We start from the raw sequence: 17,831 nt of genomic DNA, 5'->3' as shown, positions 1-17,831 counted from the left end.
CCCGGACAGGACACAGCCTCAGCCGTAATAGCAGCCCAGTCCGTGTCCTGTCCGGGTCTGACCCCAGCAGGACACGGGCTGGGCTGTAACGCTGCTTAGAACATCTCTTCCGGCAGCGCCAGCACGCCGGCGTGGCCGTCGACGATCGAGGCGCGCAGCGCCGTCGATTGGGCCAGGATGTGGTCGGCGAAGAAGCGCGCCGTGGCGATCTTCGCCTGGAAGAACGCCTGGTCGCCGTCGCCGCCAGCGAGCTTCTGCTGCGCGATCACGGCGGCGCGGCCCATCTGCCAGCCGCCCAGCACGACGCCGGCCAGCTTCAGGTAAGGCACGCTGCCCGCGAAAACGGCTTTGACGTCGCTCTTGGCGTTCGCCAGCACGAAGTCGACGACCGCTTCCAGGTCGGCCGCGCCCTGCTCGAGCCGTCCCTGGATGGCCGCGAAATCGGCGCCATCCAGTTCGCCCAGCTGCGTGGCCGTCGCGCGCACTTGCGCGATCAGGTGCTTGGCCACTTTACCGCCGTCGCGCAGCGTCTTGCGGCCCACGAGGTCGTTGGCCTGGATCGCCGTCGTGCCTTCGTAGATCGTCAGGATCTTCGCGTCGCGATAGTGTTGCGCGGCGCCCGTCTCTTCGATGAAGCCCATGCCGCCGTGCACCTGCACGCCGTCGCGGGCGACGTTCTCGCTCATCTCCGTCGACCAGCCCTTGATGACGGGTACCAGGTACTCGTAGATCGCCTGGTTCGCCGCGCGCGTCTCTTCATCCGCGTGGTGATGGGCGATGTCGTGGATGCCTGCGCCCACGTAGGCCAGCGCCCGCGCGGCTTCCGTCTGCGCGCGCATCGACATCAGCATCCGGCGCACGTCTGGGTGGTGGATGATCGTCACCGGGCCGGCGGATCCCGCCAGGTCGCGCGACTGCACGCGCTCCTTCGCGAACGCGACGGCCTTCTGGTACGCGTTCTCCGCCAGGCCGATGCCCTGCATGCCGACGCCGAAGCGGGCCGCGTTCATCATGATGAACATGTATTCGAGGCCGCGGTTCTCTTCGCCCACCAGCGTGCCGATCGCACCGCCATGGTCGCCGAACTGCAGCACCGCCGTCGGGCTGGCCTTGATGCCCAGCTTGTGCTCGATCGACACGCAATGCACGTCGTTGCGCGCACCCAGCGTGCCGTCCGCATTGACCATGAACTTCGGCACGATGAACAGCGAGATGCCTTTCACGCCCGGCGGCGCATCCGGCGTGCGGGCCAGCACGAGGTGGACGATGTTCTCGGCCATGTCGTGTTCGCCGTACGTGATGAAGATCTTCGTGCCGAAGATCTTGTACGTGCCGTCACCCTGCGGCTCGGCGCGGGTGCGCACGGCGGCCAGGTCGGAGCCGGCCTGCGGCTCCGTCAGGTTCATCGTGCCCGTCCACTTGCCCGTGACGAGCGGCTCGAGGAACGTGGCCTTCTGCTCATCGCTGCCGGCCGTCATCAGCGCTTCGATCGCGCCGTCCGACAGCAGCGCCACCAGCGCGAACGACAGGTTCGCACCGTGCAGCATCTCGACGCACGGCGTGCCGATCAGCTTCGGCAAGCCCTGGCCGCCGAAGTCCTGCGGGTGCTGCAAGCCTTGCCAGCCGGCGTCCGCGAACTGGCGGAACGCTTCCTTGAAGCCCTTCGTCGTCGTAACCTGGCCGTCGTGCCAGAAGCTCGGTTCCTTGTCGCCGGCGTGGTTCAGCGGCGCGATGACGCCGCTGACGAATTTCGCGTTTTCTTCCAGCACGGCTTCGGCCGTTTCACGCGTCGCGTCCTCGCAGCCGGGCAGCGCGCTGACGGCATCGATGTTCGCCAGTTCGTTCATCACGAACAGCATGTCCTTGATCGGGGCGTTGTAGCTCATTATGTCTCTCCAAGAAAAAAGCCACGGTGGCAAGGCTCAATGGGCCTGGCCAGCGTGGCTCGGTAGGTATCCTTTGTCGGGATCAGCCCAGTTCTTTGACCAGTGCCGGCACGACTTCGAACAGGTCGCCCACGATGCCGTAGTCGGCCACCGAGAAGATCGGCGCTTCCGGATCCTTGTTGATCGCGACGATCGTCTTCGAATCCTTCATGCCGGCCAAGTGCTGGATCGCGCCGGAGATACCGACGGCGATGTACAGCGAAGGCGCGACGATCTTGCCGGTCTGGCCCACCTGCCAGTCGTTCGGCACGAAGCCCGCATCGACGGCGGCGCGCGAGGCGCCCATTGCGGCGTTCAGCTTGTCCGCCAGCGGTTCCAGGACCTTGAAGTTCTCGGCCGAGCCGATGCCGCGGCCGCCGGACACGATGATCTTCGCGGCGGTCAGTTCCGGACGGTCGGACTTGGCCACTTCGCGGCCAACGAACGACGATTTACCCGAGTCGGCAACGGCCGTCACGTTTTCGACGGCGGCCGAGCCGCCCGTGGAGGCAGCGGAATCGAAGCCCGTGGTACGGACGGTGATGACCTTGACCTTGTCCGACGATTGCACGGTGGCGATCGCGTTACCGGCGTAGATCGGGCGCTCGAACGTGTCCGGCGAATCGACCTTGGTGATCTCGGAGATCTGGGCGACGTCCAGCTTGGCGGCGACGCGCGGCAGGATGTTCTTGCCGTACGCGGTGGCCGGGGCCAGGATGTGCGAATAGCTGCCGGCAACTGCCAGGATCTGTTCGGCGACGTTCTCGGCCAGGCCGTCGGCGAAGTGCGGCGCGTCGGCCAGCAGCACCTTCGTGACGCCGGCGATCTGCGCGGCTTGCTGTGCGGCGGCGGCAGCGTTCGAGCCGGCGACCAGCACGTGGACTTCGCCGCCCGCTTGCGCAGCGGCGGTGACGGTGTGGTGGGTGCTGCCTTTCAGGCTGGCGTTGTCGTGTTCTGCGATGACGAGTGCGACCATGATGTATTCCTTGTCTGTTTTTTTACCCCAGAGGCAGAAGCCGGGGTCAGACCCGTCGGGTCTGACCCCAGGTTTTGGGTCTGGGGTAGATGTAAGCGTTACGGGCTCGCCGTTGTTTAGATAACCTTGGCTTCGGTGCGCAGCTTCGACACCAGCGTGGCGACGTCCGGGACCTTGATGCCGGCCGAGCGCTTCGGCGGCTCGGTGACCTTGATCGTCTTCAGGCGCGGCGTCACGTCGACACCCAAGTCTTCCGGCTTCACGGTTTCCAGCGGCTTCTTCTTCGCCTTCATGATGTTCGGCAGCGTCACGTAGCGCGGCTCGTTCAGGCGCAGGTCGGTCGTCACAATCGCCGGCAGGGTCAGGGCCACGGTTTCCAGGCCGCCGTCCACTTCACGGGTCACGGTGACCTTGCCGTCTTCCAGCACCACTTTCGACGCGAACGTCGCTTGCGGCCAGCCCAGCAGCGCTGCCAGCATCTGGCCCGTCTGGTTCGAATCGTCGTCGATGGCCTGCTTGCCCAGGATGATCAGTTGCGGCTGTTCCTTGTCGGCCAGGGCTTTCAGCAGCTTGGCGACGGCCAGCGGCTCCAGCTCGGCGGAGGTTTCGATCAGCACGCCGCGGTCGGCACCGATGGCCATGCCGGTACGCAGCGTTTCCTGGCACTGCGCCACACCGGCGGACACCGCCACGATCTCGGTCACCTTGCCCGCTTCCTTCAGGCGCGTGGCTTCTTCCAGGGCGATCTCGTCGAACGGGTTCATCGACATTTTGACGTTGGCGATATCGACGCCAGTGCCGTCGGACTTCACGCGCACCTTGACGTTGTAGTCGACCACGCGTTTGACAGGTACCAGGACTTTCATGGGATGCCTTTGGGAAAAGTGATAGTGAAATGGGCTAGATTATAGAGAGTTTTCCACGCCGCGACAGAATTAAAGCACGATCGTGCGTTTTCCGGTTAGTGGGTGTCCTCTAAAAAGAATTTTGTTTGCTCGACAACGTCGCCAACCGGCAGAGATTAGGGATTGCGCCCAACAGCAACAAGGGGACAGTCCTGCTTCCAGGAAACTGTCCCCTGTCCGCCTGTGAGGGCGAGGTTTATGGATGTCGCAGGCTCACTTACGCTGCATCAGGAAAGTGAACTCAGCGCCCTGCTGGACATGCGACAACAAAGGATTGCCGGTCTGCTTGGCGAACGCCTGGAAGTCGCGCACGGAACCGGGGTCGGTTGCCACGATGCGCAACACCTGACCGCTCTCCAGTTCGGCCAGCGCCTTCTTCGCCTTCAGGATCGGCAGCGGGCAGTTCAAGCCCCGCGCGTCGATTTCCTTATGAAATTCCATGATTTCGGTGTCGAGTAAAGTATCGCTCATCAAAGATTCTCACCAATTATTGTGCTGAGTCGCGACAGTCTACTCCAAAAAGTGCCCCTTGACGCGGTGCACCAAAAGAGATCGTACCTCGTTGCACTTTTGCAACGTCAGATACAAGAAAGGAAAGACGTGCTGGAGCCAGCGACTGAAAACGCGAGTATATGCGAAAAAAAGAGTTTTCTGCACTGCGTCATGATGGGGCGCGACGTGCACCGTGACAGTGAGCGCCAGCGTGAGCGGAACTGATATAGCGCGACCTCGGGCACGCCGTGGCTGGCGGCTTGCTATCGTGAGGTTCGGCGCTGTCCACACGTAAAAAGGGCGGCACGCGGCCGCCCTTTCCCGTTCACACAGCCGCTCAGAGGCGCTGTTCGACCCAGCCCTTGACGCCTTCCAGCGCGGCCGGCAGGCCGGCCGGGTTCGTGCCGCCCGCCTGGGCCATGTCAGGACGGCCGCCGCCCTTGCCGCCCACCTGCTGGGCAACGAAGTTCACCAGTTCGCCGGCCTTGACCTTGCCGATGGAGTCCGCCGTGACGCCGGCGATCAGGCTGACCTTGTCGCCGGAGACCGATGCCAGCACGATCGCGGCCGTTTTCAGCTTGTCCTTCAGCTTGTCCATCGTTTCGCGCAGCGCGGCCACGTCGGCGCCGTCCAGCGTTGCCGCCAGCACCTTGATGCCCTTCACGTCGACGGCCTGCGTCGCCAGTTCGTCGCCCTGGCCGGATGCCAGCTTCGACTTCAGCGCGTTCAGTTCCTTCTCCAGCGTCTTGACCTGGTCCTGCACCTGAGCGATCCGGCCAGTCAGCTCTTCGGGCGTCGACTTCAATGCCGCCGCGGCTTCGTTCAGGCGGCGCGCCATCGACTGCACCAGCGCCAGCGCGCCCTCGCCCGTCACGGCTTCGACGCGGCGGATACCGGCCGCGACGCCGCCTTCGGAAACGATCTTGAAGAGGCCGATGTCACCCGTGCGCGTCACGTGCACGCCGCCGCACAGCTCTTTCGACGAGCCGATGTCCAGCACGCGCACTTCGTCGCCGTACTTCTCGCCGAACAGCGCCATCGCGCCATGCTTGACGGCGTCGTCGAACGACATGTGCTGCGCCTTGGTCGGGTGGTTTTCCAGGATCTCGGCGTTGACGAGCGCTTCCACTTTCGCGATTTGTTCAGGCGTCAGCGGCGCGTTGTGGCTGAAGTCGAAACGGGTCTTGTCCGGATCGACCAGCGAGCCTTTCTGCTGCACGTGGCCGCCCAGCACTTCGCGCAGCGCCTTGTGCATCAGGTGCGTTGCCGAGTGGTTGCGGATCGTGCGGGCGCGCTTGACGGTGTCCACTTGCGCGGACACCTTGTCGCCCACTTTCAGCGTGCCCGTCTCCAGCACCCCGTGCTGGCCGAACACGTCGGCCTGGATCTTCAGCGTGTCTTCCACGGTGAATTTCGCGGACGTGCTCTGGATGATGCCCTGGTCGCCCACCTGGCCGCCGGATTCGGCGTAGAACGGCGTCGTGTCCAGCACGACGATGCCCGGCTCGCCCGCCTTCAGTTCCTGCACCGGCGTGCCGTTCGCATACAGCGCGATCACGGTCGAATCGAATGCCAGCTGCTCGTAGCCGACGAACGTCGTCTTCGCGCCGCTGTACTCGACGTTGGCGGCCATCTTGAACTTGCCGGCCGCGCGTGCCGTCTTCTTCTGGTTTTCCATCGCCGCGTCGAAGCCCGCTTCGTCCAGGGTCACGCCGCGCTCGCGGCAGATGTCGGCCGTCAGGTCCAGCGGGAAGCCGTACGTGTCGTACAGCGTGAAGGCGGTGGCGCCGTCGAGGTTCTTCGGATCCTTCGCCAGCTGGGCTTCCAGGATCTTCATGCCGTTTTCCAGCGTTTCGCCGAAGCGCTCTTCTTCCGTCTTCAGCACCTGCTGCACGTAGGCCAGCTTCTCCGTCAGTTCCGGATACGCGGCGCCCATTTCCTTGTCCAGGTCCGCGGCCAGCTTGTAGAAGAACGGCTTGGTCTGGCCCAGCTTGTGGCCGTGGCGCAGCGCGCGGCGGATGATGCGGCGCAGGACGTAGCCGTGGCCTTCCGAGCTCGGGATGATGCCGTCGACGATCAGGAACGACGCGGCTCGGATGTGGTCGGCGATCACGCGCAGCGACTTGCTTTCCAGGTCTTCCGTATGCGTTTCACGCGCGGCAGCGCGGATCAGGTTCTGGAACAGGTCGATCTCGTAGTTGCTGTGCACGTGCTGCAGCACGGCGGCCAGGCGCTCCATGCCCATGCCCGTGTCCACGCACGGCTTCGGCAGCTTCGTCATGTTGCCCGCTTCGTCGCGGTTGAACTGCATGAACACGAGGTTCCAGATCTCAATGAAGCGGTCGCCGTCTTCCTCGGCCGAACCCGGGGGGCCGCCCCAGATTTCCGCGCCGTGGTCGTAGAAGATCTCGGTGCACGGGCCGCAAGGGCCGGTGTCGGCCATCTGCCAGAAGTTGTCCGACGCGTAGCGGGCGCCCTTGTTGTCGCCGATGCGGATGATGCGCTCTTTCGGCACGCCGATCTCATTGGCCCAGATGTCGTAGGCTTCGTCGTCTTCCTGGTAGACGGTGACGGTCAGCTTCTCGGCCGGCAGCATGTACACCTTGGTCAGCAGTTCCCACGCGTAGGCGATCGCATCGCGCTTGAAGTAGTCGCCGAAGCTGAAGTTACCCAGCATCTCGAAGAACGTGTGGTGGCGCGCCGTGTAACCCACGTTTTCCAGGTCGTTGTGCTTGCCGCCGGCGCGCACGCAGCGCTGCACCGTCGTCGCGCGCGAGTACGGCCGGGTGTCCAGGCCCAGGAACACGTCCTTGAACTGCACCATGCCGGAGTTCGTCAGCAACATGGTCGGGTCGTTGCCCGGCACCAGCGGGCTGGAACGGACGATCGTATGGCCCTTCGACTCAAAGAATTTGAGGAACTTCTCGCGGATTTCGGATGATTTCATGTTGGTTGGCTAGGTACTTGGACACCGCGCGCGCGTGCCCTGGCTGAATGTGCAAAACGCCGATTATACGTGACTGCCAACGAATTTCGTCAGTTGAAGTCCGCCGGCAGCAGGTCGATCCGGTCGGTGCAGATGGCGTCCACGCCCCATGACAGCAGAGCGCGGGCGCGCTCCGGATCGTTGACGGTGTAGCAAAACAGCCCGAACCCGGCCGCCTTGACGGCTTGCGCCAGCGCGGGCGTCAGGTGGGCGTGATCGACGTGCACGGACAGCACGCCCAGTTCGCGCGCCTGCCCTTCCCAGTCGTCCGGCAGCGCGCCAAAGGCCAGCGCGCGCGGCAGGTCCGGCGCGGCGGCGCGGGCGGCGGCCAGCGCCGTGGCGCTGAACGACGACAGCAGCGGCAGCTTCGTCGCATCGCTCTCGAGCGGGAACAGCTGCTTGACGGTCGCGGCCACGTAGCGGCCCGTCGCCTCGTCATGGCCCGGCGCGGGCTTGATCTCGATGTTCATCCAGATGCCGTGGCCCTTGCAGAACTCGGCGAACGGCACGAACAGCGGCACGCGCTCGCCCGCGTAATCGGGGCCGAACCAGCTGCCGGCGTCCAGTTGCGCGATGTCGGTTGCGTCGGTGGCGGCCACGCTGCCGGAGCCCGGAACGGTACGGCCGAAGTCCGGGTCGTGCATAACGACGCCGATGCCGTCGCGCGACAGCATCACGTCGAACTCCACGGCGTGATAGCCGTGCCGCAGGCCGGCGGCCAGCGCGGCCAGCGTGTTTTCCGGCGCGGTCGTGCCGCCGCCCCGGTGAGCGATCATCGTTGGATAGGGCCACATGCCGAAACACTACCACGGGCGGATGCGTTAAGCTACGCTCCTTTGAAATGATGAAATGACAACGACATGGAGACGATGAACCGAACCGGCGCGCTGGCTCACCTGCGCGTGCTGGACCTGTCCCGCGTGCTGGCGGGCCCGTGGTGCTCGCAGAACCTGGCGGACCTGGGCGCGGACGTGATCAAGATCGAGCGCCCCGGCGCCGGCGACGATACCCGCGCCTGGGGCCCGCCGTACGCGAAGGATGCCGACGGCCGCGACACGAAGGAAGCCGCCTACTACCTCTCGGCCAACCGCAACAAGCGCTCCGTCACGCTGGACATCTCGACGCCGGAAGGCCAGCAGATCGTGCGCGAGCTGGCAAGCCAGTCCGACGTGGTGCTGGAGAACTACAAGGTAGGCCAGCTGAAGCGCTATGGGCTCGACTACGAGTCGTTGCGCGAAGTGAAGCCGGACCTCGTCTACTGTTCCGTGACGGGCTTCGGCCAGGACGGGCCGTACGCCCACCGCGCCGGCTACGACTTCCTGATCCAGGGCATGGGCGGCTTGATGTCGGTGACGGGCGAGCGCGACGACCTGCCCGGCGGCGGGCCGCAAAAGGCCGGCGTGGCGCTCACGGACCTGATGACGGGCATGTACGCGACGATCGCGATCCTGGCCGCCCTCGCCCACCGCGACCGCACCGGCGAAGGCCAGTACATCGACATGGCGCTGCTGGACGTGCAGGTGGCGATGCTGGCGAACCAGGGCAGCAACTACCTCAACAGCGGCAAGCCGCCGAAGCGCTGGGGCAATGCGCATCCGAACATCGTGCCCTACCAGACGTTTGCCTGCGCGGACGGCCACATCATCGTCGCCACCGGCAACGACGGCCAGTACCAGAAATTCGTCGAGGCGGGCGGGCGCCCCGAACTGGCAGGCGATCCCCGCTTCGCCACCAATCCGCTGCGCGTGCAGAACCGCGACGTGCTCGTGCCGCTGCTGGCCGCGATGGTGCTGGAAAGGACGCGTGACGAGTGGATCGCGCTGCTGGAAGGCGTCGGCGTGCCGTGCGGCCCGATCAACGACCTGCACGACGTGTTCGCGAACCCGCAGGTGCAGGCACGCGAGATGGTCGTCGACGTGCCCCATCCGACCGCCGGCAGCACGAAGCTCGTGAGGAGCCCGATGCGCTTGTCCGGCACGCCGGCCGACGTGCGCACCGCGCCGCCGACGCTGGGGCAGCATACGGAGGACGTGCTGTGCGGCCTGCTGGGCCGCAGCCTTGAAGACGTGGCGGCATTGCGGGCACGCGGCGTGCTGTAAATCCGCGGCAAAAAAAACCGCCCCTCCGATAACGAGGGGCGGCCCGAAAAGGCGCCGCTGCCGGGACGGCACGGGGTAAGCCGTGCGGCAGGCCGCATCCTGCGGCCGCGGCGCCGCCCCCAAACTCAGTGCAGGTGCTGCTTGAATGCGACCAGTTCGTCGTGCATGCGGCTGACGGCCGACTTCATCTGGCCGGACAGCGGCAACCCGCTGCTGCAGACGCGGCATGCCCGCGCGCCCAGCAACTCCATGTCTTGAACCAGCTTCACGATGCGTGCCTGGTCGCGCAGCGCCAGGATCTCGGTAATACGATCGGACTGACGATCCAGCTTCTGGATGTAGTCGCGCAATTCGCCGGGCAGGTGGCGCTCGGCGGACAATGCCTGCGCGGCCTGGCCGACGGCAAACTGAATACTACTGAGGCGGCTGCGGATTTCCTGTTCTCCCATGATCCCCTCCTGAGATGATCCGTCAATAAGCGCGGCAGCAAGGTGCCACTGTATGCTTGGAGAGGGAGAACGGCGGAAGGTTGCCTGAGCCCGCCCAACCATTGAGCGGGCTCAACGTTCATGCGGTACGGGCGGACAGCGCCGCTTCGACGGGCGCCAGGTTGCGCAGGCGCAGCGCGACCAGCAGGCCGCCGCCCAGGCACACGGCCTGCAGCGTGACCACCGCGCCCCAGCCGCCGCGTGCCCACAGCACGCCGCACAGCCAGCCGACGGCGCTCGAGCCCAGGTAGTAGAAGAACAGGTACAGCGCCGAGGCCAGCGCCTGCGGCGCGCGGGCACGGCGGCCCACCCAGCTGCTCGTCATCGAGTGCGACGCGAAGAACGAGAACGTGAACAGCGCCATGCCGGCGACGATCGCGAGCAGGTTGTCCGCCAACGTCAGCAGCAGGCCGGCCAGCATCGCCGACATCGTGGCCCACAGCACTTTGCGCCGGCCCAGGCGGTCCGCCAGGCGCCCGGCCCACACGGAACTGAAGATCCCCAGCAGGTACAGGAACGAGATGCCGCCGACGAGGCCCTGGCGCAGCGAAAACGGCGCACCGAGCAGCCGGAAGCCGATGAAGTTGTAGGCGCTGACGAAGCAGCCCATCAGCAGGAAAGCCAGCAGGAACAGCCACGGCAGGCCGTCGTCGGCGAAGTGGCGGCGCAGGCCGGCCGCCATGTCGGCCCAGCCACCCTGCGTCGGCTTGAAGTGGCGCGACGGCGGCAGGCTGCGCCAGAACTCGAATGCGGCATAGATGCCCGCCACACCGATCGCGCCCAGCGCCACGCGCCACGAGAAGAAGTCGGACAACGTCGACGTCACGACCCTCCCCAGCATGCCGCCGAATGCGCTGCCGCTGATGTACAACCCCATCGACAGGCCCAGCGACTGCGGCTCGATTTCCTCGCTGAGGTAGGCCATCGCAATCGCCGGCATGCCGCCCAGCGCGATGCCCAACAGGGCGCGCGCCGCCAGCAGTTGCGGATAGTCGCGGGCGATCGCGCACAGCAGCGTCATCAGCGCCGCAACGAACAGCGCCGCCGTCATCAGGCCCTTGCGGCCGATGCGGTCCGACACGATCGATGAGCCCAGCAGCGACACGGCCAGCGCGCCCGTCGAGACGGACAGCGACAGGCTGCTTTGCGCCGGACTCAAGCCGAAGCGGTGCGCCAGCAGCGGCATCAGCGGCTGCACCGAGTACAGCAGCGCGAAGCAGGAAAAGCCGCCGAAAAACAGCGCCCGGTTGGTGCGGCGGAAGGCGGGGCTGGCTTGGGAGATGCGGTCCATGACGTGCTTTCAGAGTCGATGGGCGCATGGTAGGATCGGCCGTAATTACTGTCCAATATATATTTCAGGCGTCATTAATACTTCAAAACGATAAGATGGAACTGCGACACCTGCGCTATTTCGTAGCCGTCGCCGAGGAGCTGAGCTTCACGCGGGCGGCCGAGCGGCTGCACATCGGCCAGCCGCCGCTGTCCCAGCAGATCCAGGCGCTGGAGCTGGACATGGGCGCCCGGCTGTTCGAACGCACCAAGCGCAGCGTGCGGCTGACGGAAGCGGGCAAGCTGTTCCTGGTCGATGCGCGCCGCGTGCTGGCACTGGCGGAGCAGGCGAAGGAGACGGCGCGGCGCGCGCAGCTGGGCGAGGCGGGCGAACTGCGGGTGGGCTTCACGTTCTCGACGCCGTTCACGCCGCTGTTCGCGAAGGTCGTGCGGCGCTACCGCCAGCAATATCCGGGCGTGCTGCTGACCTTCCACGAACTGGCCACCCTGCCCCAGCTGGCGAAGCTGGAAGCGCGCGAGCTGGACCTGGGCTTCGTGCGCTCGGTCAGCGTGGCGATTCCCGACACCGTCACGTTGACGGAGCTGCGCCACGACCCGCTGCGCCTCGTGCTGCCGGCCGACTCGCCGCTGGCGAAAAAGAAGAAGGTGGCCGTGAAGGACCTGGAAGGCTTGCCGTTCGTCGTGTTCCCGCAAGGCGCCGGCACCGGCATCTACCCGCAGATCTTCCGCTTGTGCCGCGCCGCCGGCTTCACGCCGCAGATCGCGATGGAAGCGGGCGAAGCATCGACGATCATCGGCCTCGTCGCCGCCGGCTGCGGCATCTCGGTGCTGCCCAGTTCATTCGAGGGGATCCACATGGAAGGCGTCGTGTACCGGCCACTGGCCGATCCGGCAGCGACCACCTCCTTACTGCTGGCCCGGCGCAGCGACGACGGCGGGCCGCTGGTCGACGCGTTCGTCGCGCTGGCGGAAGCCGCCGCGGCGGAGGAATAAAAAGGCTCTGTCACCCGAACTTGTAGAACAGCCTGCTTCGACTGAAAAAAATTGTTCACGGCGGGACGGCCGGCACCGTCCTGATGCCCAGCGCCGCGGCCAGCAACGCGGCGGGCGTGGCGATGCGGCCGCCATCGAGCGCGTAGCGCCAGCCGAGGTAGTTGACCAGGTAGCGGCTGGCCACGCCCCGGAAGGTCCGTAGCCACTGGTGCAGCCGGCTGTGGTAGGCATTGACCCCCTGCACATGATAGATACCACGCACCCGGATGCCGGCCCGCACATTGACCGCCTCGTGGCGGATCCCAGTGACGGTGGCGAAGCTGTGATACGCCGCCGCACCATCGGAGACCAGTACAGCCGACGACGCCAGCACCGGCCACAACCAGCGCCGTAATGTCGTTGTCGTGATCTGGCCGCGCCCGGCCACCCAGTCGCAAGTGCCGCCGCCGCGCTGGCGCGCCACGAGTAGGCAGTCGTGTTCGTTCGTAATGCCGCGCGAGTGCGCCACGCCGCCCCGTCGGCGTGCCGGCCGGGTCAGATGGCGCGATCCTTTCTGCGATTCGAGCAGGTAAGTCTCGTCGGCCTCGACGATGTGTTTCAGCTCCTCGGGCCTGTCATTGCGCGCCTCGGTCAGGAACCGGTGGCGCCAGCGAAAACTCGTGTTGCGGTGGATGCCCGTGCCGGTGGCGGCAGCGCGCACCGTGCGCGAGTCGAGCATGCTTTGCAGATATGGCAGCCACGCGTCGCGCCGGCGCAGGTACGTCAGCGACGTGTTGGTCAGCGCGTTGAAGCTGCGCTGGCACTCGCGGCAGCGGTAACGTTGCAGCCCGCCGACGATGCCGTGCCGGTACAACCGCGCATCCCCGCAGTGCGGGCAACACGTGACAGGCCGCAGCTGTGCGATCAGTTGCAGGCATTGCGCCAGCGCCGCGCTGTTGTCGAGCAATGCCCGCAAGCCCGCGCGTTGCGCATTGGTTAGTTCGGCCAGCCAGCCGCGTACCTGTGCGCAGGCCTTTGCATAGCGTTTGGTCTCCATCGCTCCTCCCGTTGTCTGTTGGTATGACAACGGATGAGCCGGATGGTTCCATCAGCTCGGGTGACAGCGCCATAAAAAAACCGGTGACTGGCACCGGTTTCGAGGAAAGATTGCCCGAAAAATGGTGACAGACCCCATTTTCCCGGCAACTTTTCAGTCGTAGTCCGCGTCCAGCTCCGAGCCGGCGTAGTTTTCCAGCTCGGCAAACAGCGTCTTCATCGCCGTGCGGCCGGGGATGTGCTGCAGCACCGTGCAGTTGGTGCGGTAGACGTCGATCCGGTTCAGCAGCACCGGGTGGTGCTGCGCCGGCACGGCGGCCACCAGGTCGGCCCAGCCGGCTTCATAGTCGGGCTTGTTCTTGCGCACCGCCTTCACGAAGCGCTCGAACTCCTTCTGGCCCGTGCGTGCGACGATCCGCCCGCCCCCTTCGACGGCAAAGATGATCGCCAGCGCGATCACGCCTTCCGCGTTCAGGTCCACGTCCTTGACGGGGCCTTCCGTGTTGTGGCGCCGTAGCCAGTTCGCCAGCCGCACGACGGCCTGCGCTTCCAGGCGCTGCTTGAGCTGCTCCTGGTAACGCGCCGGGCCGTCCCAGTTCGCGTTCGGGTCCGTCAGGCAGATGTCGAAGAAGATGTCGCGCAGGCGCCGCTGGGCGTACACCGGGTCCTGGTCGTATTCGCCCACCAGCGTGTCCTCGGGCATTGCCGCCAGGTCCTTCAGCTGCCGGAAACCCGCCTGGAACGCCGCTTCGGCGCCGTTATCGACGAGGAAGTCCAGCGCGGCCGCATCGCTGTCCACCGACAGCAGCTGCTCGAGGCCCAGCGACACGCCGCCCACCGTCAGGTTGACGGCCTTCTGGATGCCCTCCGACGTGCGGTTGTTGGTGAACTTCTCGGCGACCATCGCCGTGATGCCGGACAGCTCGTCGGCCAGGATCACCGCCGCGTCCGGGCGGGTATCGCCCGGCAGCAGCTTGATCGCGCGCGTCAGTCTCGGCAGGTTTTCGCGTACGAGTGCCGGCAGCATCAGCTGAAGATCCCCGTGCCGATGCTGCGGCGGGGGCCGCGTGCCGTCGTGCTGCGGGTGCTCGGCACCTGCTTGCGCAGGCGGTACAGCAGTTCCTTCGTGGAGCGCTGCAGTACGGCCGGTTCCTCTTCGTCCGGATCGTCGGAATACTCGGCGTCGGCCAGGTCCGCGCTGTGGCGGAACTCGGGGAACAGCTCGAACAGCGCGCGGTCCCAGCCATCCTCGCTGGCCTGCGCCAATGCCACCGCCAGCGGCACGATGTCGCTGTCGGACGACGACTGGGCCGTGATGTACGAACCCTTCGAGATCACTTCGCCAGCCACTTCCAGCATCTCCTTCGGTGCCAGCGAGAACACGATCGCGAATGCCGTCGCGCCATGATCCGTGGCCGAAGCTTCCTGCAGCAGCTCGCGGCGGCGCTCCTCGTCCTCGGTGCCGAACACCACGCCGTGGATGTGCGTGAACAGCGATTCGGCGATGCGCTCGGGATCGTCCTCGATCATGTCCTCGTTCCACGTGGCGGCGATGTAGGCCAGGCTCTCGGCCCAGGCCTTCGGCGGCACCAGCAATGTCGCCAGCGACAGCTTGCCGCCGTCGAAGCCGGCCATGTGCAGCGCGGTGACGTGCGGCGGAATGTTCTGCAGGACCTCGGCCACGGCCAGGTCGCCATGCTGCTCGGCCGCCTCGGCGAACGCCTGCTCGGCGTGGGAAATCGACCCTGCCAGCACCAGCTCCGTCACCTGCTTGCTGATCGCCGGCAGGTTCTTGTCGGACGCATTGTCAGCCATCGTTACTGCTCTCCTTCCTGATCGAATATCCGCGTGAATTCCTCCGTCGCGGTGTTTTCCTCGTCGTCCACGTCGTCGCCTTCGTCGCCCTGCGCCAGCTGGTCGAGCGACGTATCGTCGTCGTCCCACATGCGCGGGTGCTTGTGCAGGAACGCCGTGATGATGGCCTGGCGGCCCAGGTCCGGATGGTTTTCCTCGATCGCCTCGAGCATCTTCTTCGCCTCGGCGCCGGCGCACGATGCCGCGCCGAACACGCGGGCCGGGTCGCCGAACTCGAAGTCCTCGGCGTCCGCCAGCAGCGCCTTCGGATCGTGGAACTCGATCACGTCGACCAGCGCGAATGCCATCATGTTCAGGTCCTCGATGCCGCCGCCCTTGGCGTATTCGGACACCAGCGCCTGCGTCATCGCGGCGTAGTTCTTGCGATCGGGCGGATCGCCCAGCACGCCCTCGATCTGTTCGGCCAGTTCGCGCGCCTGGTAGGCGAACTCCGGATGTACTCTTCTCATATTCACTCTCGATTGATTGCTTATTCGGCCGGCAGCGTCACGCCGTGCAGGCCGAAGACGGAGCGCCACAGCTGGTACGCTTCGGCTTCCGGATCGATGATGATCCGGTGGTTCAGGCTCTGGTTGTACTCTTCCCGCTTGGCGGGATCGGACAGCACCTCGTAGGCCTTGACGATCGCCTTGAAGCGCGCGTCGGCGCCCGGTTCCGGGTTGCGGTCGGGGTGGAAACGCATCGCCAGCGAACGGTAGACCTTCTTGATCTCGTCGTCCGTCGCATTGGGCGCCACGCCGAGTACGTTGTACAAATTGTCCATAAAGAAACTCAGTTCGCAAAGACGTAAGGGCGAATTATCCTACAGAAAACGGGGCGCCGTCCCGCCGGGACTAGCGGCGTACGGTAAAATGGCCGCCATACGACTCTAATTCTTGCCCTTTTACATGAGCAACGACAAAAACTCCGCCACTGCGGCACCTGCACCGAATTTTCTGCGTAACATCGTCGAACACGATCTGGCCACCGGCGCGCACCAGCGCGAGGGGCTGCCTCCCGTCATCACGCGCTTCCCGCCCGAGCCGAACGGCTACCTGCACATCGGCCATGCGAAGTCGATCTGCCTGAACTTCGGCCTGGCGCGCGACTACGGCGGCCGCTGCCACCTGCGCTTCGACGACACCAATCCGGCCAAGGAAGAACAGGAATACGTCGACTCGATCATCGACAGCGTCAAATGGCTGGGCTTCGACTGGGAGCACAAGGGCCCGGTCGGTGCCGGCCACCACCTGTACTACGCCAGCGATTACTTCGACAAGCTGTACGAGATGGCCGAGTACCTGATCAAGGCCGGCTACGCCTATGTGGACAGCCAGAGCGCCGACGAAATGGCGGCCAACCGGGGTAATTTCAATACGCCGGGCGTCAACTCGCCGTTCCGCAACCGCCCCGCGGAGGAATCGCTGCAGCTGTTCCGCGACATGAAGGAAGGCAAATACCCGGACGGCGCCCACATCCTGCGCGCGAAGATCTCGGAAGACGCGATGAGCTCGCCGAACATGAACATGCGCGACCCGGCGCTGTACCGCATCCGCCATGCCCACCACCACCGCACCGGCGACAAGTGGAACATCTACCCGATGTACGACTACACGCACCCGATCTCGGATGCGCTGGAGAACATCACGCACTCGATCTGCACGCTGGAGTTCCAGGATCACCGCCCGTTCTACGACTGGCTGCTGGAAACGCTGGCAAAAGGCGGCTTCTTCAAGGAACCGCTGCCGAAACAGTATGAATTCGCCCGCCTGAACCTGACCTACATCGTCACCAGCAAGCGCAAGCTGCGCCAGATGGTCGAGGAAGGCATCGTCGACGGCTGGGACGACCCGCGCCTGCCCACGCTGGTCGGCATGCGCCGCCGCGGCTTCACGCCGGAAGGCATACAGCTGATGGCCGAGCGCACCGGCGTGACGAAGTCGGACGGCTGGATCGACTACGGCGTGCTGGAAGGCGCCGTGCGCGAAGACCTCGATCCGAAAGCGCCCCGCGCGATCGCGGTGCTGAAGCCCCTGAAACTCATCGTCGACAACTTCGACGCGAACGACAGCGTCGAGTGCAGCTCGCCCGTCCACCCGCACCACCCGGAATGGGGCAACCGCACGTTCCCGTTCACGCGCGAGCTGTGGATCGAGGAAGAAGACTTCATGGAAGTGCCGACCAAGGGCTACTTCCGCTTCTACCCGCCGATCGGCGACCAGCCGGGCGCGCGCGTGCGCCTGAAGTACGGCTTCGTGGTGGAATGCACGGGCTACGACAAGGACGAGAACGGCAAAGTGACGGCGGTGCACGTCAACTACTTCCCGGACAGTAAATCGGGCACGGACGGCGCCAACAACTACAAGGTGAAAGGCACGATCCACTGGGTCAGCGCGGCTGCCGCGCTGGAAGCGGAGGTGCGCCTGTACGACCGCCTGTTCACGGACGCGATGCCGGACTCCGGCGGCAAGGACTTCAAGGAATTCCTGAATCCGAAAGCCAAGGAAGTCGTCACGGCCTACCTGGAGCCTGGCCTGAAGGAAGCAGTAGCGGAGCAGCGCTTCCAGTTCGAGCGGCACGGCTACTTCGTTGCCGACCGCGTCGACTCGGCGCCGGGCAAACCCGTGTTCAACCGCATTGTCACGCTGAAAGACAGCTGGGGCAGCGCGAAGTAAGCGCCAGAAGGAAGCCGCCGCGAGGCGGCTTTTTTTTTGTCCACGGCAAAATTTGCTGAGGCCGCCGCAACGCTTGCAGTTCGGTAGTTAGTTTGAACCTTGACGCACCTCAT

General features: G+C 65.4%; 16 protein-coding genes. 3 read left to right on the top strand and 13 right to left on the bottom strand.

The features are described from left to right. Nucleotides 1–95 precede the first annotated feature (95 nt). From IP92_RS02935 to ugpQ, 6 genes are all read right to left on the bottom strand, one after another. Nucleotides 96–1,886: an acyl-CoA dehydrogenase gene (locus IP92_RS02935; protein ID WP_145872998.1), complete on the bottom strand. Its 1,791-nt coding sequence runs from the start codon at nt 1,884–1,886 to the stop codon at nt 96–98. An 82-nt stretch (nt 1,887–1,968) separates the two neighbouring features. Further along, complete coding sequence (locus tag IP92_RS02930; RefSeq protein WP_145872997.1) at nt 1,969–2,901, bottom strand: electron transfer flavoprotein subunit alpha/FixB family protein; 933 nt, start codon at nt 2,899–2,901, stop codon at nt 1,969–1,971. 116 nt (nt 2,902–3,017) lie between these two features. After that, nucleotides 3,018–3,767, bottom strand: a complete 750-nt coding sequence (locus tag IP92_RS02925) for an electron transfer flavoprotein subunit beta/FixA family protein (protein ID WP_145872996.1) — start codon at nt 3,765–3,767, stop codon at nt 3,018–3,020. A gap of 252 nt (nt 3,768–4,019) precedes the next feature. Next, nucleotides 4,020–4,247 (bottom strand): sulfurtransferase TusA family protein, encoded by a 228-nt coding sequence (locus IP92_RS02920; protein WP_130190229.1) that lies wholly within the window; start codon nt 4,245–4,247, stop codon nt 4,020–4,022. Between the two features lie 388 nt (nt 4,248–4,635). Further along, nucleotides 4,636–7,245 carry an alanine--tRNA ligase gene (gene alaS, locus IP92_RS02915; RefSeq protein WP_145872995.1) on the bottom strand — a complete coding sequence of 870 codons (2,610 nt, stop codon included), beginning with the start codon at nt 7,243–7,245 and terminating at the stop codon, nt 4,636–4,638. 89 nt (nt 7,246–7,334) lie between these two features. Then, nucleotides 7,335–8,078, bottom strand: a complete 744-nt coding sequence (ugpQ, locus tag IP92_RS02910; protein ID WP_145872994.1) for a glycerophosphodiester phosphodiesterase — start codon at nt 8,076–8,078, stop codon at nt 7,335–7,337. A 75-nt stretch (nt 8,079–8,153) separates the two neighbouring features. Here ugpQ and IP92_RS02905 point away from each other — a divergent pair, with 75 nt between their 5' ends. Next, the gene (locus tag IP92_RS02905) at nt 8,154–9,383 is read left to right on the top strand and encodes a CaiB/BaiF CoA transferase family protein (protein WP_145872993.1); all 1,230 of its coding nucleotides are present in this window, start codon (nt 8,154–8,156) and stop codon (nt 9,381–9,383) included. 125 nt (nt 9,384–9,508) lie between these two features. Here IP92_RS02905 and IP92_RS02900 read toward each other — a convergent pair whose 3' ends face one another. Next, nucleotides 9,509–9,832 (bottom strand): hypothetical protein, encoded by a 324-nt coding sequence (locus IP92_RS02900; RefSeq protein WP_229418592.1) that lies wholly within the window; start codon nt 9,830–9,832, stop codon nt 9,509–9,511. Nucleotides 9,833–9,950: 118 nt separating this feature from the next. Then, nucleotides 9,951–11,162 (bottom strand): MFS transporter, encoded by a 1,212-nt coding sequence (locus IP92_RS02895; RefSeq protein WP_145872992.1) that lies wholly within the window; start codon nt 11,160–11,162, stop codon nt 9,951–9,953. A gap of 95 nt (nt 11,163–11,257) precedes the next feature. On the opposite strand from IP92_RS02895, the gene IP92_RS02890 reads away from it, so the two are divergent. After that, entirely contained in the window at nt 11,258–12,154 is an 897-nt protein-coding gene (locus IP92_RS02890) for a LysR substrate-binding domain-containing protein (protein ID WP_145872991.1), read from the top strand. Nucleotides 12,155–12,209: 55 nt separating this feature from the next. Here IP92_RS02890 and IP92_RS02885 read toward each other — a convergent pair whose 3' ends face one another. The 5 genes from IP92_RS02885 to IP92_RS02865 all read right to left on the bottom strand — a co-directional run bounded on the left by IP92_RS02885 (nt 12,210) and on the right by IP92_RS02865 (nt 15,827). Further along, nucleotides 12,210–13,190, bottom strand: coding sequence for an IS1595 family transposase (locus IP92_RS02885; protein ID WP_145872990.1), 981 nt, complete (start codon nt 13,188–13,190; stop codon nt 12,210–12,212). Between the two features lie 153 nt (nt 13,191–13,343). Then, nucleotides 13,344–14,216 (bottom strand): hypothetical protein, encoded by an 873-nt coding sequence (locus IP92_RS02880; RefSeq protein WP_145872989.1) that lies wholly within the window; start codon nt 14,214–14,216, stop codon nt 13,344–13,346. Then, the gene (locus tag IP92_RS02875) at nt 14,216–15,004 is read right to left on the bottom strand and encodes a hypothetical protein (protein WP_145872988.1); all 789 of its coding nucleotides are present in this window, start codon (nt 15,002–15,004) and stop codon (nt 14,216–14,218) included. Before IP92_RS02875 ends, IP92_RS02880 begins: the two co-directional genes overlap by 1 nt. A 2-nt stretch (nt 15,005–15,006) precedes the next feature. Then, a complete protein-coding gene (locus IP92_RS02870) occupies nt 15,007–15,513 on the bottom strand; it encodes a hypothetical protein (RefSeq protein ID WP_145872987.1) in 507 nt (168 codons plus the stop codon). A 20-nt stretch (nt 15,514–15,533) separates the two neighbouring features. Then, complete coding sequence (locus tag IP92_RS02865) at nt 15,534–15,827, bottom strand: DnaJ domain-containing protein (RefSeq protein WP_145872986.1); 294 nt, start codon at nt 15,825–15,827, stop codon at nt 15,534–15,536. Nucleotides 15,828–15,951: 124 nt separating this feature from the next. On the opposite strand from IP92_RS02865, the gene IP92_RS02860 reads away from it, so the two are divergent. Continuing rightward, entirely contained in the window at nt 15,952–17,718 is a 1,767-nt protein-coding gene (locus IP92_RS02860) for a glutamine--tRNA ligase/YqeY domain fusion protein (RefSeq protein ID WP_145872985.1), read from the top strand. The last annotated feature ends 113 nt before the right edge of the window (nt 17,719–17,831 follow it).

Source organism: Pseudoduganella flava, from assembly GCF_007830495.1.
Taxonomy (GTDB): domain Bacteria; phylum Pseudomonadota; class Gammaproteobacteria; order Burkholderiales; family Burkholderiaceae_D; genus Rugamonas; species Rugamonas flava.
Note: the sequence above shows the minus strand (reverse complement) of the source record. Positions and strands in the feature narration are given on the sequence as shown.

Bases quoted from the DNA above. Each gene is read 5' to 3' on its own strand.
- IP92_RS02900 (WP_229418592.1), bottom strand. From the start codon at position 9,832: ATGGGAGAACAGGAAATCCGCAGCCGCCTCAGTAGTATTCAGTTTGCC.
- IP92_RS02920 (WP_130190229.1), bottom strand. From the start codon at position 4,247: ATGGAATTTCATAAGGAAATCGACGCGCGGGGCTTGAACTGCCCGCTG.
- IP92_RS02880 (WP_145872989.1), bottom strand. From the start codon at position 14,216: ATGCTGCCGGCACTCGTACGCGAAAACCTGCCGAGACTGACGCGCGCG.
- IP92_RS02895 (WP_145872992.1), bottom strand. From the start codon at position 11,162: ATGGACCGCATCTCCCAAGCCAGCCCCGCCTTCCGCCGCACCAACCGG.
- IP92_RS02890 (WP_145872991.1), top strand. From the start codon at position 11,258: ATGGAACTGCGACACCTGCGCTATTTCGTAGCCGTCGCCGAGGAGCTG.
- IP92_RS02885 (WP_145872990.1), bottom strand. From the start codon at position 13,190: ATGGAGACCAAACGCTATGCAAAGGCCTGCGCACAGGTACGCGGCTGG.
- IP92_RS02875 (WP_145872988.1), bottom strand. From the start codon at position 15,004: ATGGCTGACAATGCGTCCGACAAGAACCTGCCGGCGATCAGCAAGCAG.
- IP92_RS02860 (WP_145872985.1), top strand. From the start codon at position 15,952: ATGAGCAACGACAAAAACTCCGCCACTGCGGCACCTGCACCGAATTTT.
- IP92_RS02925 (WP_145872996.1), bottom strand. From the start codon at position 3,767: ATGAAAGTCCTGGTACCTGTCAAACGCGTGGTCGACTACAACGTCAAG.
- IP92_RS02865 (WP_145872986.1), bottom strand. From the start codon at position 15,827: ATGGACAATTTGTACAACGTACTCGGCGTGGCGCCCAATGCGACGGAC.
- IP92_RS02870 (WP_145872987.1), bottom strand. From the start codon at position 15,513: ATGAGAAGAGTACATCCGGAGTTCGCCTACCAGGCGCGCGAACTGGCC.
- alaS (WP_145872995.1), bottom strand. From the start codon at position 7,245: ATGAAATCATCCGAAATCCGCGAGAAGTTCCTCAAATTCTTTGAGTCG.
- IP92_RS02905 (WP_145872993.1), top strand. From the start codon at position 8,154: ATGAACCGAACCGGCGCGCTGGCTCACCTGCGCGTGCTGGACCTGTCC.
- IP92_RS02930 (WP_145872997.1), bottom strand. From the start codon at position 2,901: ATGGTCGCACTCGTCATCGCAGAACACGACAACGCCAGCCTGAAAGGC.
- IP92_RS02935 (WP_145872998.1), bottom strand. From the start codon at position 1,886: ATGAGCTACAACGCCCCGATCAAGGACATGCTGTTCGTGATGAACGAA.
- ugpQ (WP_145872994.1), bottom strand. From the start codon at position 8,078: ATGTGGCCCTATCCAACGATGATCGCTCACCGGGGCGGCGGCACGACC.